The sequence below is a fragment of the Actinacidiphila oryziradicis genome (assembly GCF_005047355.1).
GTDB classification, from domain to species: Bacteria; Actinomycetota; Actinomycetes; order Streptomycetales; family Streptomycetaceae; genus Actinacidiphila; species Actinacidiphila oryziradicis.
Genome location: NZ_SUMC01000006.1, coordinates 1 through 15,084 on the forward strand (window position 1 = coordinate 1; position 15,084 = coordinate 15,084).

The window sequence follows — 15,084 nt, forward strand, 5'->3', positions numbered from 1 at the left end:
GCGACTGAGGGCCAGTAAATCTGTATGCCTGAATGCCTTCAGGACTTGCTTGAGCCGTATGCGCGGAAACGTGCCCGTACGGTTCTGAGGGGGGTGCGGCGCAGTAATGCGCCGCACCTACCCGACTCCTTGGCGGCGCCGTCGAACCAGCGGCCGAAGACGTCATCGGCCTCTGCCGGTTGGAAGTCGAAGACCAGGTCGCGCAGACGCAGCACGCCGTGCGGGCGCAGGATCCGGGCGATGCGGTCGAGTGCGATCGCCTTGAACAGGTCGGGCAGTTGGTGGAGCGCGTTCCGGGTGTGGACCACGTCCGCCGGCTGCCCGGTGTGCTCGTAGCTGAGGAACCCGGCCCGTACGAACTCGATGTTCGCCAGCCCCGATTGCGCGGCCCTGTCACGGAGAAAGGACTGCATCGCCGGGGAGACATCCACCGCCACGACTCGCCGGAACCGCTGTGCGGCGGCCAGCGTGAACTGCCCTGTCCCGGCGGCGAGATCCACGACGGTCGCTGACTCGTCCAGGCCGAGTTCTTCGAGCACGGCGAAATCCTCGGCTGGATCTGGGGCACCCTGCTTCCTGTCGTACCCGGCGACGAAGTCGGGATCGAGATGCTCGGGGCCCGCGTAAGCCAGTTCGTTGATCACCCATGACTTGGTCATCGCCCGAGTCTCGCACCGACGCGGCGGAGGACGCTCCCGTTTTTTCTGCGGCCCTTTTCCGCCGTCGGGCCTTGCCGCTGGGCGGGCGGGCGGGCGGCGGCGGTCCAGGGCCGGGGCGGGGGAGCTGACCTCGAGGGCAGGTTCCATCCGGGTCCGTCTGGTGCCCCGTACCATGCGCGCTGGCCCGCCGGGGTCACGGTGGACTCCTCCGGCCGAGATGAATTGCCACGAGCCGGCCGGGTTGCACTCAAAGAACACCCACCGACCGTCGGGGCGGACAGCGAAGGCGCCGCCATGGGGCGGCGGCACCAGTCGCGGTGGGACGTCATAGCGCGGCCCCTTCCGCCGGCACGGCCCGCCAGGGCCGGGTGATGATCTCCCGGTAGGTGTGGTGGCGGGTGCGCCCGGCATGCTTGAGAGCCCATAACTGTGCGGGCTCGATCTCCTTGAACGGCAGAGACTTCTCTCCGCACGCCGTGCACTGCATGGCGTGGGTGATCGGCTCGGCGTCCGGCTCCCTGTTGGGGGAGATCGTCCACGGCACGAACCGCAGCAGTGCTCGGGTCACTGGCCATTCACCCGCAGCCGCGTAGCCGTGTCCCGTAGCGACATGCGTGAGCTCAGTTCTTCCCGCGCGGTCAGGGGCCGGATGTCCTTGGGCTTGGCGTCCCATTCGGTGCCGCCCTTGACGGGGCGCAGTTGGACGTAGGTGCCGACGGCCGCCATGACGACGGCGTCGCACTCCCGTCTGGCGTCCCGCACCCATGTCCCGACCGGCGGCACGCCCTCGGACCACACGGTCCCCTCGAAGGCGCTCACCCGGTCGCCGCCACGCCGGGGGCGGCCAGGGCGCGGTGCAAGTGCATGGGGTCGGTGAGGTGCCCGGTGCCGTCGGGCGGGGTGATCCAGTAGGTCCCGGGTGACACGACACGGTCCGGGACGGGGAGGAGCAGGGAGCGGACATGCCAGCCGCTGCCGGAGGCGGTGATGCCGGGCACGGGGAGCCACCAGGCGGCGGTGCCGGGCGGTACGAACACCCACAAGGTCTCGGCACCTGGGAGGTGCGCGACGGGGCCAGTGATACCGAGGTCGGCGGCAGCCCGGGCGGAGTCCGCTCCGAAGCCGGGGAGTTCGACGGCGTCCCAGTTGCGGCCGGGGAGGATCAGGCTCTGCCCGCAGGCCGCCCACTGCTGACGGATGCTGCCCGGGTCGGGCTGAGCCTGAGCCAGCCAATCGGCGGCGGCGTTACTGGTCGATGTGGTGGTCATAGCGCGGGCTTCCGTTGGGTGGCATGGGACGCGTTCGCCAGCTCTGTAGGCAGCAGTCACGAGACGCTCCTGCCCTGGTGCTGAACGCAGGCGACAACCGGCCATACGCGCTCCCCGCCGGAGACCGGCGTCTTGACTGCGCCGGCCGGGAACATCTCACCCAAAGCAGCGCCACACCAGAAGCATGCCTCGCCGTGGAGCCGGACGATGCTGATCTCCGGGTCTCGGGGTGGGGCCTCGATCGTGGGCGCTGCGTCAGCCATCGCCGTTCCCATCTGTCTGGTTGGTGCGGACAACCAGATGGTGGCCCCGCGCAACGGCTACAAGTGACCCACCGTGGGTCACCTGGGTCACTCGCCGGTGTGGACTATCCGGCGTGGCACCACTCGGCGAAGTTCGTCAGGTCCTCACGGTCGGCACGCTTCAGTCGGCGGATCGTGGCGATGTCGTCCCGAACCCACCGGTGCCCGCGGGTGTGCTGTGGGGCAATCCGGCGCGCGACCTTCAAGGACTCGTAGGCGTCATCGGCGCGGCCTGACCAGACCTGCGCGCGGGCCAGTTCGATGTAGAAGCCGGAGCGACGCTCGGCGGGGAGGTTGTCGTCCGGCTTCCACCCCCGGGCGATGTCCAGGGCGCGCCCCAGGTGGTCGTTGCCGAGACTGACCGTCACCGACACTTCGTGGATACGCACTGATGACGGGCCGAAGGCGGTTCCGCGGTAGATGCCTTCCGGTACGCGGTCGCCGAACCGGCGTGCGGCGGCGAGGTGGAGGGTCGCGGCGTCCGCGTTGGAGGCGCGGCCTGCGATGACGGCGGCCCGCATGTGCAGGAACCCGCGGGCCCCGGTGGGGGAGGGTGCCCCGGCATCCCGTTCACCGGGCATGACGGCGTTCCGGGAGCACGGAATTCTGCCGTCAGCAGGCGCCGCCGGTTAACGCTGGGTAAACTCCCAGTTCGCGTATGCGGCGGCAACGGAGCCGGTGAGTGCAGTTCACAACCATCGGAGGATGTCAGATGCGTTCGTTCCAGGCCGGCCATGAACATTCCGAGGCGCGGAGCGGCGAATGACCGCGCTGCTGGAGACCGTCGAGCTCCGTGCCGGACCGCCGGCCCTGTTCCGGACGCCGGGCGCGCCGCCCGAGCGGACGCTGCTGGACATCCTGGACGCGACGGCGCTCTGTCACCCGGACGCACCCGCCGTCGACGACGGCACCGTGCGGCTGAGCTACCAGGCGCTGACGGCCGAGGTCGACGCGCTGCGGCAGCGGCTCGCCGCCGCCGGGGTCGGCGTCGGCGACCGGGTCGGCGTACGGGTGCCGTCCGGGACCGCCGACCTCTATGTGGCGGTCCTCGCGGTACTGGCGGCGGGCGCGGCCTACGTACCCGTCGACGCAGAGGACCCGGACGAGCGGGCCGAGCTGGTCTTCTCCGAGGCCCAGGTGAGCGCGGTGCTCGGCGCCGGGCGCGAGCTGACCATGTGCGGCACACCGCGGGGTACCCCCGGACGGCCCGGGCCTGGTGACGACGCGTGGATCATCTTCACCTCCGGATCGACGGGCAAGCCCAAGGGCGTGGCCGTCACCCACCGCTCGGCGGCGGCATTCGTGGACGCCGAGGCCCGGCTCTTCCTCACCGGGGAGCCGATCGGCCCCGGCGACCGGGTGCTGGCCGGGCTCTCGGTCGCCTTCGACGCCTCCTGCGAGGAGATGTGGCTGGCCTGGCGGTACGGGGCCTGCCTCGTTCCGGCGCCGCGCTCGCTGGTCCGTACGGACCTGGGCCCCTGGCTGGTCGAGCGGAAGATCACCGTCGTGTCGACGGTGCCGACGCTGGCCGCGCTCTGGCCCGCCGAGGCGCTGGAGGACGTACGCCTGCTGATCTTCGGCGGCGAGGCCTGCCCGCCGGAGCTCGCCGAGCGGATGGCCGTCGACGGCCGCGAGGTGTGGAACACCTACGGCCCCACCGAGGCCACCGTCGTCGCCTGCGCCGCCCGGCTGACCGGCGACGGCCCGGTGCGGATCGGGCTGCCCCTGCACGGCTGGGACCTGGCCGTCGTCGACACCCGGGGCGAAACGGTGCCCTTCGGCGAGGTCGGCGAGCTGGTCATCGGCGGGGTCGGCCTCGCCCGCTACCTCGACGCCGGCAAGGACGCCGAGAAGTACGCGCCGCTGCCGTCCCTGGGCTGGGCCCGCGCCTACCGCAGCGGCGACCTGGTCCGGGCCGAGGCGGAGGGCCTGCTCTTCGTCGGACGCGCCGACGAGCAGATCAAGCTGGGAGGCCGCCGGATCGAACTCGGCGAGGTCGACGCCGCACTGCGGGCACTGCCGCAGGTCGCAGGCGCGGCAGCGGCGGTACGCACCACCAGGGGCGGCAACCAGATCCTCGTCGGGTACATAGTGCCGGGCGAAGGAACCTCCGACCATGACGGAACCTTCGACCGGAACGCCGCGCTGGAGCGGCTCCGCGAAGAGCTGCCAGCCGCGCTGGTGCCATTGCTCGCCGTGGTCGACACGCTGCCCACCCGCACCTCCGGCAAGGTCGACCGGGCCGCGCTGCCCTGGCCGCTGCCCACCCACGAGGCCCCCGCTTCCGGACTGACCCCCACCGAGGCCTGGCTCGCCGAGCGGTGGGGCGAGATCCTCGGCACCCCGGCCGCCTCCCCGGACGCCGACTTCTTCGCCAGCGGCGGCGGCAGCCTCGCCGCCGCACACCTCCTCACCCTGATCCGCGGGCGCTTCGCCGGCGGCTCGGTCAGCGACGTCTACCGGCACAAGACGCTGGGCGCGCTCGCCCGCCGCCTCGACGAGCTCAGCGGCGGCACGGCCGAGGCGCGCACGGTCCGGCCGGTCCCGCGCCGCACCGGCGCCGCGCAGATCCTGCTGATGCTGCCGCTGCTCACCGTGGCCGGGCTGCGCTGGGGAGTGGCGGCCGCAGCGCTCAGCAATGTGCTGGGCGGCTTCGGAGCCACGTTCCCATGGGCGCCGGCCGTGTCCTGGTGGTGGGTACTGGCCGGCTGGCTGTTCGTCGCCAGCCCGGCCGGACGGATCGCCATCGCGGCCGGCGGCGCACGACTGCTGCTGCGGGGCGTCAGGCCGGGAACGTATCCGCGCGGCGGCGGCGTCCACCTGCGACTGTGGACGGTGGAGCAGCTGGCCGCGCTCAGCGGCGCGACCAGCCTCGCCGGCGTCTGGCTCACCTACTACGCCCGGGCGCTCGGCGTGCGCATCGGCGACGGGGTGGACCTGCACTCACTGCCGCCGGTGACCGGCATGCTCAGGCTCGGCAAGGGCAGCGCGGTCGAGCCGGAAGTAGACCTCTCCGGGCACTGGCTCGACGGCGACCGGCTGCACATCGGCACCATCCGGATCGGGGCCGGTGCCACGGTCGGCTCCCGCAGCACCCTCTTCCCCGGCGCCCGGATCGGCAAGCGCGCCGAGATCGCCCCCGGCTCCGGCGTCACCGGCGCGGTCCCGGCGGGCCAGCGCTGGTCCGGGGTCCCCGCTGTGCGGGCCGGCAAAGCGGCGCACCGCTGGCCGGACGCCCGGCCGGCGGTGACGAAGCGGTGGACGGCGGCCTACGGCCTCGCCTCGCTGCTGCTGAGCATGCTGCCCGTGGTGGCGATGCTGCCGGGGCTGTTCGTCCTGGCACTGGCAGTGCGGGGCGAGGCCGGACCCCTGACCGCCGCATTGACGGCGGTGCCGTTCGCGACACTGGCGGCGATGCTGACGTACGCCGTGCTGGTGCTGTGCGGCGTACGGCTCCTCAGCATCGGCCTGCGCGAGGGCTACCACCCGGTGCACGGGCGGATCGCCTGGCAGGCCTGGGCGACCGAGCGGCTGATGGACATGGCGCGGGTGCACCTCTTCCCGCTGTACGCGAGCCTCTTCACGCCCGTCTGGCTGCGGGCGCTGGGCATGAAGGTCGGCCGCCGGGTGGAGGCGTCGACGGTGCTGGCGCTGCCGAAGATGACCACCGTCGGCGACGGGGCGTTCCTCGCCGACGACACCATGATCGCGTCGTACGAGCTGGGCGGCGGCTGGCTGCGGATCGCCGCCGCACGGGTCGGCAAGCGGGCCTTCCTCGGCAACTCCGGGATGACGGCCGCGGGCCGTTCGGTGCCGAAGAACGGCCTGGTCGGGGTGCTCTCGGCCACTCCCAAGGGCGCCAAGGCGGGCAGTTCCTACCTAGGCATGCCGCCGATGAAACTGCCCCGGGCCGTGGCGGTGGGCGACCAGAGCCGCACCTTCGATCCGCCGAAGCGCCTGATGTGGGTGCGGGCGGCCGTCGAGCTGTGCCGGATCGTGCCCGTGATGTGCGGCGCGGCCCTCGCGGTGCTGGCGCTGGCCGCTTTCGTGGTGCTCGCCGGACGGCTGGGCACCGGCGTGGCCGTATTGTGCGGCGGGTCGCTGCTGCTCGCGGGCGGGGTGCCGGCGTGCGGACTCACGATTGTCGCCAAGTGGCTGCTCGTCGGCCGCTTCCGGGCCGTCGAGCATCCGCTGTGGTCATCGTTCGTGTGGCGCAACGAGCTCGCGGACACCTTTGTCGAGGTGCTCGCGGTGCCCTGGCTGGCCGGGGCCACCGCGGGCACCCCGCTGATGAGCCTGTGGCTGCGCGGCCTGGGCGCACGGATCGGGCGCGGCGTGTGGTGCGAGACGTACTGGCTGCCGGAGGCCGACCTCGTGACGGTCGGGGACGGGGCGAGCGTCAACCGCGGCTGCGTCGTCCAGACCCACCTCTTCCACGACCGCATCCTGCGGATGGACACGGTGACCCTTGGGGAGGGATCTACGCTGGGTCCGCACGGAATCGTGCTGCCCGGCGCGACGATCGGGGACCGGACCACAGTGGGCCCCGCGTCGCTGGTGATGCGCGGCGAGAGTGTGCCCGCCGGCACCCGCTGGCTCGGCAACCCCATCACGGCGTGGCGGACGGAGGACATAACAGGGTGAGCAGTGCGAAGCGCGGCCGGGCGGCGGCGTCCACGGCGGGCGTAGCCGCCCCGGGCGCGGTCACGTCCGCCGACTCCTACCTGCCCGCGCACGGCAACGGCGGTTACCGGACGGTCCAGTACGACCTCGAGCTTGACTACCGCCCGCACAGCGGACGGCTCACCGGACGGGCGAAGCTCTTCGCCGTCGCCGAGCAGCCGCTCTCCGGCTTCAGCCTCGACCTCGGCCCATTCAAGATCAACCGCGTCCTGGTGGACGGCGTCCGTGCCGCTCGCTACACCCACCGCGACGGCAAGCTGCACATCCGTCCGGCCCGGCCGCCGGCCGCCGGCGCGGAATTCACCGTCGAGGTGCACTACGTCGGCCCGCCGCACCCGGTCCGCACCCGCGACTGGGGCGACCTCGGCTGGGAGGAGCTGACGGACGGCTCGTTCGTGGCCGGCCAGCCGATCGGCGCGCCCTCCTGGTTCCCCTGCAACGACCACCCCTCCGACAAGGCCGCCTACCGCATCTCGGTGACCGCGCCCTCTGCCTACACGGTGGTCGCCAACGGCACCCTGGAGTCGCGCACCTTCGGTGCCGGCGCCACGACCTGGGTGTACGAACAGCGCGCGCCGATGCCCAGCTATCTCGCCACCGTCCAGATCGGCTCGTACGAGCTCACCGAGGCGGGCAGCAGCGGCCCGGTGCCCCAGCCGGCGGCCGTCCCGCAACGGCTGCTCGCCCGATTCCGCCACGACTTCGCCCGCCAGCCGCAGATGCTCACCGTCTTCCAGGACTTCTTCGGCCCCTACCCCTTCGACGAGTACGGAGTGGTCGTCGTGGACGAGGACCTGGAGGTGCCCGTCGAGGCGCACGGCCTCTCGGTCTTCGGCGCCAACCATGTCGACGGGCGCCGCGGCTCCGAGCGGCTGGTCGCCCACGAACTGGCCCACCAGTGGTTCGGCAACAGTCTGACCGTCGCCGACTGGCGGCACATCTGGCTCAACGAGGGCTTCGCCAAATACGCCGAATGGCTCTGGTCCGAGGCCTCCGGCGGGCTCTCGGCCGCCTCCCTCGCCGCCAAGTCACGGTCCCGGCTCGCCCTGCTCCGCCAGGACCTCCGCGTCGCCGACCCGGGGGTCCGGCGCATCTTCGACGACCGGGTCTACGAGCGAGGCGCGCTCACCCTGCACGCGCTGCGTACGGTCATCGGGCACGCCGCCTTCATCGCCGTACTGCGGGAGTGGACGGCGACACACCAGCACCGCACGGTGACCACCGAGGACTTCACGGCGCTCGCACAGCGCCACAGCCCGCGACCGCTCGACGGGCTCTTCACGGCGTGGCTGTACGAGACGAAGCTGCCGAGGCTGCCCTAGGCGCCCTGTCTGACAAGTAGCGCCGGCCGCCCGGAGGGGCGGGCCCCGCGGCGGCTGGTGCGTGCGATCGCTAGGCGGAGGACCGGCCTCTTCATGGGGCGGTCCAGGGCCTGTCCGGCACGGGCGGTCAGACGACCGGGCACATGCCGCCGTCGAGGTTGATGCCGGTACCGGTGAGGTAGGCGCCGCGCGCGGAGAGGAGGAAAGCGACGAGGTCGGCGAACTCCTCCGCCCGCCCCACGCGGCCGAGCGGGACACCGGAGGACAGGGAAGCGTACAGCTCATCAAGGGCGATGCCCTGCTGCTCGGCCTTGCGGACCCACTGGCCGCTCTCGATGAGACCGATGAGCACGGCGTTGACGCGGATGTTGTCGGGGCCCAGCTCATTGGAGAGCGCCTTGGTGAGCGCCAGCCCGGCCGCCCGCGACACGGAGGTGGGGGTGGAACCACCGGACGGGGCCTTCGCCGATACGGCAAGGGTGTTGACGACGCTACCGCCGCCCGCGGCACGCAGGTGGGGCAGCACGAGCCGGGTCGCGCGCACTGCGGCGTGGAGCTTCAGCTGGAGGTCCTCCTCCCAGACCTCGTCGCTCTGCGCCTCGAAGGGTCCGGCCGCACTGCGGCCCGCGTTGTTGACGAGCGCGTCGATCCGGCCCCACCGCTCGACGGCGGCGCCGATGAACCGCTCCAGGTCGGCGGTCCTGGTGACATCAGCGGCGACCCCGATGACATCGGCGCCCGACGCGGCCAGTTCCTTCGCCACCGCCTCGACCCGCTCCGCGCGGCGCCCGCACAGCGCCACCCGCGCGCCTTCGGCGCCCAGCCGCCGGACCAGCGCTGCTCCGAGCCCGTCGGAGCCGCCGGTGACGAGCACCACCTTGTCCTTGAGTTCCAGGTCCATGCCGCCCACTTCCTCCGCGGATCGATGATCTTCGGCCTCACCGAACTCTATGCCTGTACATAATGGAGCCGCTGCCCGCGTCCAGTAAGGAGCCCCCGGCATGGCCGACGTCATCGTGAGCAATGTGCCCGGCTCGTTCCCCTGGGGTGTGCTGCACGAACGGCATCCGGCCCTGATCGCACGAGTGCGTGATGCCACTCCCTACGGTCCCGGGCGGCGGGGAGCGCTGGACGCTCTGCTCGGGGAGATTGACGGGGCGATAGGGCCGCTGGCGCCGGGGGCCGCCGACCGGGGAGTGTGGGAGGCCTGGGGCAGCGAGAAGTACGTCGGCCGGCCGTGGGACGAGGTGCCGTTCCTGTGGGCGGAGAGCTACTTCTACCGCAGGCTGCTCGACGCGGTCGGGTACTTCGGGCCGGGCCCGTGGCGCGGCATCGATCCTTTCGCGCCCTTCAAGGCGGCCGAGCTGGACGGGCTGGCCCCGCCGGTGGCCGGTCTCGAGGAGCAGGCGCTGCTGCACGCCTCACTGTGGGGCAACCGGGCGGACCTGGGCTTCCGGATCTCCGCCGGGGAGGCGGGGCTCGGCGAGCGGGTGACGGGCCTGGTCGCGGACGACAGCGCCGGCCTGTGGGCGGTCCTGGACCGGGGCGCGCCGGGGAGGCTGTGCGTGGTGGCGGACAACGCCGGACCGGAACTGCTGCCGGACCTGCTGCTCGCCGACCAACTGCTGGCCGCGCACCGGGTGTCGGAGGTGCTGCTCCATGTGAAGCCGTATCCGTACTACGTGTCCGACGCCACGCCCGCCGATGTCATCGCTTGTCTGAGGCGGGCGGGAGAGGCGGGCAAGCGGCTGTGGCAGGCGATGGCCGACGGCCGCTTCATCGTCCGGGCCCACCCCTTCTCCTGTGCGCCGCTGCCGTACCAGGACATGCCCGACGACCTGCGCGCGGACTTCGGCTCGGCCACGCTCACGATCATGAAGGGTGATCTCAACTACCGTCGTCTGGTCTGCGACCGCCACTGGGCCGCCACCACGCCCTACGCGACCGTCACCGGCTACTTCCCGGGGCCGGTCGCCGCGCTGCGCACCCTCAAGTCCGAGGTGGTCGTCGGCCTCGACGAGGCGACCGTGGCCGCCCTGGACGCGGGCGGACAGTCCTGGCGCACCGCGGGCACCCACGCCCTGATCCAGGTCTGACCCCGGCCATCCTTTACCGCCCGCTTATCACCGCTCACAGGCGGTGTACAACCGCAGCACACGGTCCGTACAGGGCCGCCCGGCACCGTGGGCGGCATGACAACTCTGACGCTCCCGCCGCGTAGCGACACCGGGGCACCTTCGCGGCCCACGACGGACCGGGACCCGCGCTGGGTGCGTCCGGCGGTGCTCGGCCTGCTGCTCGGCACTCTGGCCCTCTACCTCTGGGATCTCAGCGCCTCGGGCTGGGCCAACTCCTTCTACTCAGCCGCAGTGCAGGCGGGCAGCGAGAGCTGGAAGGCGTTCTTCTTCGGCTCCTCCGACTCCTCGAACTTCATCACCGTGGACAAGCCGCCGGCCTCGCTCTGGCCGATGGGCCTCTCGGTGCGCGTCTTCGGCCTGAACTCCTGGGCGATGCTGATCCCGGAGGCGCTGATGGGCGTCGCCGCGGTGGGCGTCCTGTACAAGGCGGTACGGCGCCGCTTCGGCCCGGGGGCCGGGCTGATCGCGGGGGCGGCACTGGCGCTCACCCCGGTGGCGGCGCTGATGTTCCGCTACAACAACCCCGAGGCGCTCTTGACACTGCTCATGGTGTGCTCGCTGTATTGCGTGCAGCGCGCCCTGGAGCAGGCCCGCACCAAGTGGCTGCTGCTGGCCGGTGCTTGCATCGGCTTCGGCTTCCTGACCAAGACCTTCCAGGCGTTCCTGATCCTTCCGGCGCTCACACTGGTCTACGGTCTGTGCGCGCCGACCACGGTGCGCCGCAGGCTGTGGCAGCTCGCCGCCGCGCTGGGCACGATCATCGTCTCCGGCGGCTGGTGGGTCGCGATCGTCGAGCTGTGGCCGGCGTCGTCCCGCCCTTACATCGGCGGCTCGCAGGACAACAGCTTCCTGTCGCTGACCTTCGGCTACAACGGCTTCGGGCGGCTCACCGGCAATGAGACCGGCAGCCTGGGCGCCACCGGCAACTCCAGCCCGACCGGGATCTTCCGGATGTTCACCACCGAGATGGGCGGCGAGATTTCCTGGCTGCTGCCCGCCGCGGTGGTTCTGCTGGCCGCCGGAGTCTGGCTGACCCGCAAGGGCGAGCGTTCGGCGCTGCTTGTGTGGGGCGGTTCGCTGTTCTGCACGCTGGCTGTGTTCGACTTCATGAGCGGGATCTTCCACGCGTACTACACCATCGCGATCGCCCCCTATATCGCGGCGGTCGTCGGCATGGGCGCCGGTGCCCTCTGGCAGCGCAGGGGCAGCATCGCCGCCTCCTCGGTGCTGGGCGGCGCGGTCGCGGTGACCGCGATCTGGTCGTACGTCCTGCTGGGCCGGGTCTCGGGGTACTACCCGTGGCTGCGCTGGGCCGTGCTGGTCGCAGGGCTGGTCGCCGCCGCGGGGATCGCGGGGGCAGGGCGTCTGGACCGGCGGCTCCGGCTGGCGGCGGTCGCGCTGGCGGTGACCGCCTCACTCGCCGGGCCGTTCGCGTACACGCTCTCCACCGTGACCACCGCACACGGCGGCGCACTGCCGACAGCAGGCCCGAGTACCAGGGGCGGCATGGGCGGCATGGGCGGCGGAGGCGGCCGGGGCGGGGCCGGGGGCCCGGGCGGCGCACCCTCGCAGGGCAATGCGCCGGGCAGGACGCAGGGCCAGTCCCAGCAGTCCCAGCAGACCCGCCCGCAGGGCGGCGGCACGGCGACGACGGGGCAGCCCCCGTCCGGTGGCATGAGTGACAACAGCGCAGGCGTCGGACGCGGCGGCAACACCGCGGCCCTGCTCAACGGAGTCACCGTCAGCTCCGCGATGACCAAGCTGCTCCAGGCGGACGCCGGGAACTACACCTGGGCCGCCGCGACCGTGGGTTCGACCACCGCCGCCAGCTACCAGCTCGCGGCCGACGAGCCGGTCATGGCCATCGGCGGCTTCAACGGCACGGACCCGGCCCCGACCCTCGCACAGTTCGAGAAGTACGTGACGGAAGGCAGGATCCACTACTTCATCTCCTCGGGTTCGAAAAGCGGCAGCGGTACCGCGGCCCAGATCACCACGTGGGTCGCCGCGCACTACACCGAGAAGACGGTGGGCAGCACGACCGTCTACGACCTCACCGTGAGCTGACGAACGGCGGCTGTCAGTGGCCGGTGCAAGACTGAGGATGACCGCGAGAGATGTGTCAAAGGAGACCGTCATGCTCACCACTCAGTACGCCCCCGGCGCTCCCGACTGGCTTGATCTGGGAAGCCGTGACATCGATGTGTCCGTGGCCTTCTACTCGGGGCTGTTCGGCTGGGACTTCCAGTCGGCCGGTCCCGAGGCGGGGGGCTACGGCATGTTCCAACTCGATGGGAAGACTGTCGCCGCCGTCGGCCCGCTGACGCAGGAGGGCACGCGCCCGGCCTGGACGATCTACTTCCACACGCCCGACGCTGATACCACCGTCAAACTCGTCGAACGGGCAGGCGGCACCGTGCGCATGGAGCCGTTCGACGTCTTCACCGCCGGCCGGATGGCCGGTTTCACCGACCCGGCCGGCGCGGAGTTCGCGGTGTGGCAGCCCGGTGACAACAAGGGCCTGGAGAAGGTCGGCGAACCGGGCTCGCTGTGCTGGACCGAGCTCCACACCACGGACGTCACCAGGGCCCGCGGCTTCTACAAGTCGGTCTTCGACTGGGACGCCGAGGATGCGTCCTTCCCCGGCGGCACCTACATCGTGTTGTCGACGTCCGGCGGCGGGCAGGAAGGCTCCTTCGGCGGCATGGTCCAGCTCAATGACGAGCACATCGCCGCCGGTGCGACCGTGCACTGGCACCCGTACTTCGCCGTGACCGACGTCGACGCGGTCGTTGAGAAGACGCGGCAGCTCGGCGGCTCCGTCATCTTCCCCGCCGACGATCTGGAAGGCGTCGGCCGCCTCGCCCAGCTCGCGGACTCACAGGGAGCGGTATTCGCGGTTCTCCACCCTGCCGTGCCCTGACGGCCGCGCTCAGCCGCCGGGGGCTCCCCGGGCCCGTCCGGCGATCGGGGCCGAAGGGCCGGTCCGGTGTTGGGGACACCTCCCGTACAGACCGTAGGCTGCGGATATGCACGGGATGACCTTGGTTCAGGTGGAGGCGCTGGCCCGCCTCGCCCACGCCGCACAGGTCGACGAGGCGGGCCGGCCCTACACCGAGCATCTGGGCGCGGTCGTCATGGGAGTGGCCGATCGCGGCGGATCCTACGAGCAGATCGCCGCCGCATGGCTGCATGAAGCCGTCGAGGACGGTGTGCTCTCCGAGCAGTGGCTCGCGGGCGCCGCCCTGCCCCAGTCCGTCAAGGACATGATCCGGGCCCTGATCGAGCGCCCGGGGGAGCCGCTGGAGGAGTACGCCGCCCGCATACTGGCCACCCCCGGTGCGCTGCTGGTCAAGGAGTCCGACCTCGCCCACCAGTCGGACCCCCGCCGCCTGGCCCTCCTGTCCCCGGCCGCCCGGGACCGGCTGACAGCCAAGTACGCCCACATCCGAGGACTCCTCGAACTGCCCACACCGGGCTGAGCATCGCTCAACGCCGAACAGAACGCCGCAGTCGCCCGCGCCGACCGATGGGGCATCTTCGTCGGCGAATGGGCCCCACCCTCTTCGTGCTCGGGCTGGCGCTCTCCCGGTTCGAGCAGCAGGACGGGACGCTGCAAGAAGGTGTGCGGCACCCGCACGAGGCGAAAGCGGCAGCGGCGTCGTAACACCGAGGGAAGACCCCGCCCGGACGGAGCCCAACGGGGGGCTGACCACTGATCCGGGATCAACTGGCACGCAGTCACTGGCGGGCCGAGGAAGGTCTATTCCGGGGGAGTCGGCGTGTCGTGGTTCTGGAACATCGCCTGGATGTCGATCTCCAGCTGGATCGTCGGACCGACGATGGCTATGCCGCGGGCCAGCATGTTCCGCCAGTTCAGCGTGTAGTCCTCGCGGTGCAGCTCGGTCTTGGCCAGCGCCGCGCACCGCAGCTCCTCCTCGTAACCGCCGTTGGCGATCCCGAGATAGGTGGTGTCCAGCGCGACGGAACGGCTGACGCCGTGCATGGTCAGGTGGCCCTGGACGGCCCACTTGGAGCCGTTGCGATGCACAAAGCGGTCGCTGGCGAAGCGGACGAAGGGGTAGTTGTCGACATCGAGGAAGTCTGCGGAACGCAGGTGGTTGTCACGCGTCTTGTTGCCGGTGGTGATGCTGGCTGCGTCGATGGTGACCTCGACATGCGAGTCCTCCATACGCTCGGCGATGAAGATACCGCCGTTGAACTTCTCGAACCGGCCGTGCACATTGGCCATCCCGACATGCTTGGCGATGAACCGGATCGCGGTGTGCGGCGGGTCGAAGAGCCAGGTCCCGGGTGCGGGCAGCTGCTGCTGCGGGGACGGGGCCAACTGCACCCGGCCAATGGGGGACTGGAGCCCCTCCGCTATCTCGACGGTGCCGCGATAGGGCTGGAGGCTGTCAGCGGTGATCAGTACGGTGTACTGGCCGGGCGGAAGGGTTGCCAGGAAGGTGCCGTACGGGTCGCTGGTGCACTTCACCAAGGTGCGGGCGCTGCCCATTTCGGTCACCGTGATCTCGGCGCCGCCCATTGGGTGGCCGATGGGGTCCACGACCTGGCAGCTCACAAGGCCCGCACCGGGGACGATAGGTGGCACCATCGCTCCGTCGATGCCGCTGCTCTTCGACCGACTGCGCCGCAGTAGCGCGAAACCCATTGCCGCTCACCTTTGTCCAGTTGCGAAAGAGGAATAT

At 71.4% G+C, this 15,084-nt stretch carries 12 protein-coding genes and 2 pseudogenes; 7 read left to right on the forward strand and 7 right to left on the reverse strand.

The window, feature by feature from the left end:
* Nucleotides 1–38: 38 nt before the first annotated feature.
* From FCI23_RS08290 to FCI23_RS08310, 5 genes and pseudogenes are all read right to left on the reverse strand, one after another.
* Nucleotides 39–659, reverse strand: a complete 621-nt coding sequence (locus FCI23_RS08290; protein ID WP_136722828.1) for a class I SAM-dependent methyltransferase — start codon at nt 657–659, stop codon at nt 39–41.
* A gap of 325 nt (nt 660–984) precedes the next feature.
* Nucleotides 985–1,227, reverse strand: coding sequence for a DUF7848 domain-containing protein (locus FCI23_RS08295; protein ID WP_136722829.1), 243 nt, complete (start codon nt 1,225–1,227; stop codon nt 985–987).
* Entirely contained in the window at nt 1,224–1,478 is a 255-nt protein-coding gene (locus tag FCI23_RS08300) for a hypothetical protein (RefSeq protein ID WP_246143531.1), read from the reverse strand. Before FCI23_RS08300 ends, FCI23_RS08295 begins: the two co-directional genes overlap by 4 nt.
* Nucleotides 1,475–1,927 (reverse strand): hypothetical protein, encoded by a 453-nt coding sequence (locus FCI23_RS08305; RefSeq protein WP_136722830.1) that lies wholly within the window; start codon nt 1,925–1,927, stop codon nt 1,475–1,477. Before FCI23_RS08305 ends, FCI23_RS08300 begins: the two co-directional genes overlap by 4 nt.
* A gap of 367 nt (nt 1,928–2,294) precedes the next feature.
* Nucleotides 2,295–2,783, reverse strand: a pseudogene (locus FCI23_RS08310) (transcriptional regulator); the annotation flags it as partial.
* Between the two features lie 208 nt (nt 2,784–2,991).
* Between FCI23_RS08310 and FCI23_RS08315 the strand changes: the two are divergent.
* Together FCI23_RS08315 and FCI23_RS08320 are read left to right on the forward strand one after the other, a co-directional pair.
* On the forward strand, nt 2,992–6,873 hold the full coding sequence (locus tag FCI23_RS08315) for a Pls/PosA family non-ribosomal peptide synthetase (protein WP_136722831.1): 3,882 nt from the start codon (nt 2,992–2,994) through the stop codon (nt 6,871–6,873).
* Nucleotides 6,870–8,234, forward strand: a complete 1,365-nt coding sequence (locus FCI23_RS08320; RefSeq protein WP_136722832.1) for a M1 family metallopeptidase — start codon at nt 6,870–6,872, stop codon at nt 8,232–8,234. Before FCI23_RS08315 ends, FCI23_RS08320 begins: the two co-directional genes overlap by 4 nt.
* Nucleotides 8,235–8,361: 127 nt before the next feature.
* Here the strand turns inward: FCI23_RS08320 and FCI23_RS08325 are convergent, their stop codons facing one another.
* Entirely contained in the window at nt 8,362–9,135 is a 774-nt protein-coding gene (locus FCI23_RS08325) for an SDR family oxidoreductase (protein WP_136722833.1), read from the reverse strand.
* 100 nt (nt 9,136–9,235) lie between these two features.
* On the opposite strand from FCI23_RS08325, the gene FCI23_RS08330 reads away from it, so the two are divergent.
* The 5 genes and pseudogenes from FCI23_RS08330 to FCI23_RS63620 form a co-directional block, all read left to right on the forward strand.
* Nucleotides 9,236–10,330 carry a damage-control phosphatase ARMT1 family protein gene (locus FCI23_RS08330; RefSeq protein WP_136722834.1) on the forward strand — a complete coding sequence of 365 codons (1,095 nt, stop codon included), beginning with the start codon at nt 9,236–9,238 and terminating at the stop codon, nt 10,328–10,330.
* A gap of 96 nt (nt 10,331–10,426) precedes the next feature.
* On the forward strand, nt 10,427–12,439 hold the full coding sequence (locus tag FCI23_RS08335) for an ArnT family glycosyltransferase (RefSeq protein ID WP_136722835.1): 2,013 nt from the start codon (nt 10,427–10,429) through the stop codon (nt 12,437–12,439).
* 70 nt (nt 12,440–12,509) lie between these two features.
* Complete coding sequence (locus tag FCI23_RS08340) at nt 12,510–13,295, forward strand: VOC family protein (protein ID WP_136722836.1); 786 nt, start codon at nt 12,510–12,512, stop codon at nt 13,293–13,295.
* Nucleotides 13,296–13,401: 106 nt separating this feature from the next.
* Entirely contained in the window at nt 13,402–13,854 is a 453-nt protein-coding gene (locus FCI23_RS08345) for an HD domain-containing protein (protein WP_136722837.1), read from the forward strand.
* Nucleotides 13,855–13,857: 3 nt separating this feature from the next.
* Nucleotides 13,858–14,039 (forward strand): annotated as a pseudogene (locus FCI23_RS63620) (hypothetical protein); the annotation flags it as partial.
* 96 nt (nt 14,040–14,135) lie between these two features.
* Here the strand turns inward: FCI23_RS63620 and FCI23_RS08350 are convergent.
* On the reverse strand, nt 14,136–15,047 hold the full coding sequence (locus tag FCI23_RS08350; protein WP_136722838.1) for a YceI family protein: 912 nt from the start codon (nt 15,045–15,047) through the stop codon (nt 14,136–14,138).
* Nucleotides 15,048–15,084 lie beyond the last annotated feature (37 nt).

What these genes read in the sequence shown, in the direction of transcription:
- FCI23_RS08290 (WP_136722828.1), bottom strand. Translation starts at nt 659, where the DNA reads ATGACCAAGTCATGGGTGATCAACGAACTGGCTTACGCGGGCCCCGAG.
- FCI23_RS08305 (WP_136722830.1), bottom strand. Translation starts at nt 1,927, where the DNA reads ATGACCACCACATCGACCAGTAACGCCGCCGCCGATTGGCTGGCTCAG.
- FCI23_RS08315 (WP_136722831.1), top strand. Translation starts at nt 2,992, where the DNA reads ATGACCGCGCTGCTGGAGACCGTCGAGCTCCGTGCCGGACCGCCGGCC.
- FCI23_RS08325 (WP_136722833.1), bottom strand. Translation starts at nt 9,135, where the DNA reads ATGGACCTGGAACTCAAGGACAAGGTGGTGCTCGTCACCGGCGGCTCC.
- FCI23_RS08330 (WP_136722834.1), top strand. Translation starts at nt 9,236, where the DNA reads ATGGCCGACGTCATCGTGAGCAATGTGCCCGGCTCGTTCCCCTGGGGT.
- FCI23_RS08335 (WP_136722835.1), top strand. Translation starts at nt 10,427, where the DNA reads ATGACAACTCTGACGCTCCCGCCGCGTAGCGACACCGGGGCACCTTCG.
- FCI23_RS08340 (WP_136722836.1), top strand. Translation starts at nt 12,510, where the DNA reads ATGCTCACCACTCAGTACGCCCCCGGCGCTCCCGACTGGCTTGATCTG.
- FCI23_RS08345 (WP_136722837.1), top strand. Translation starts at nt 13,402, where the DNA reads ATGCACGGGATGACCTTGGTTCAGGTGGAGGCGCTGGCCCGCCTCGCC.
- FCI23_RS08350 (WP_136722838.1), bottom strand. Translation starts at nt 15,047, where the DNA reads ATGGGTTTCGCGCTACTGCGGCGCAGTCGGTCGAAGAGCAGCGGCATC.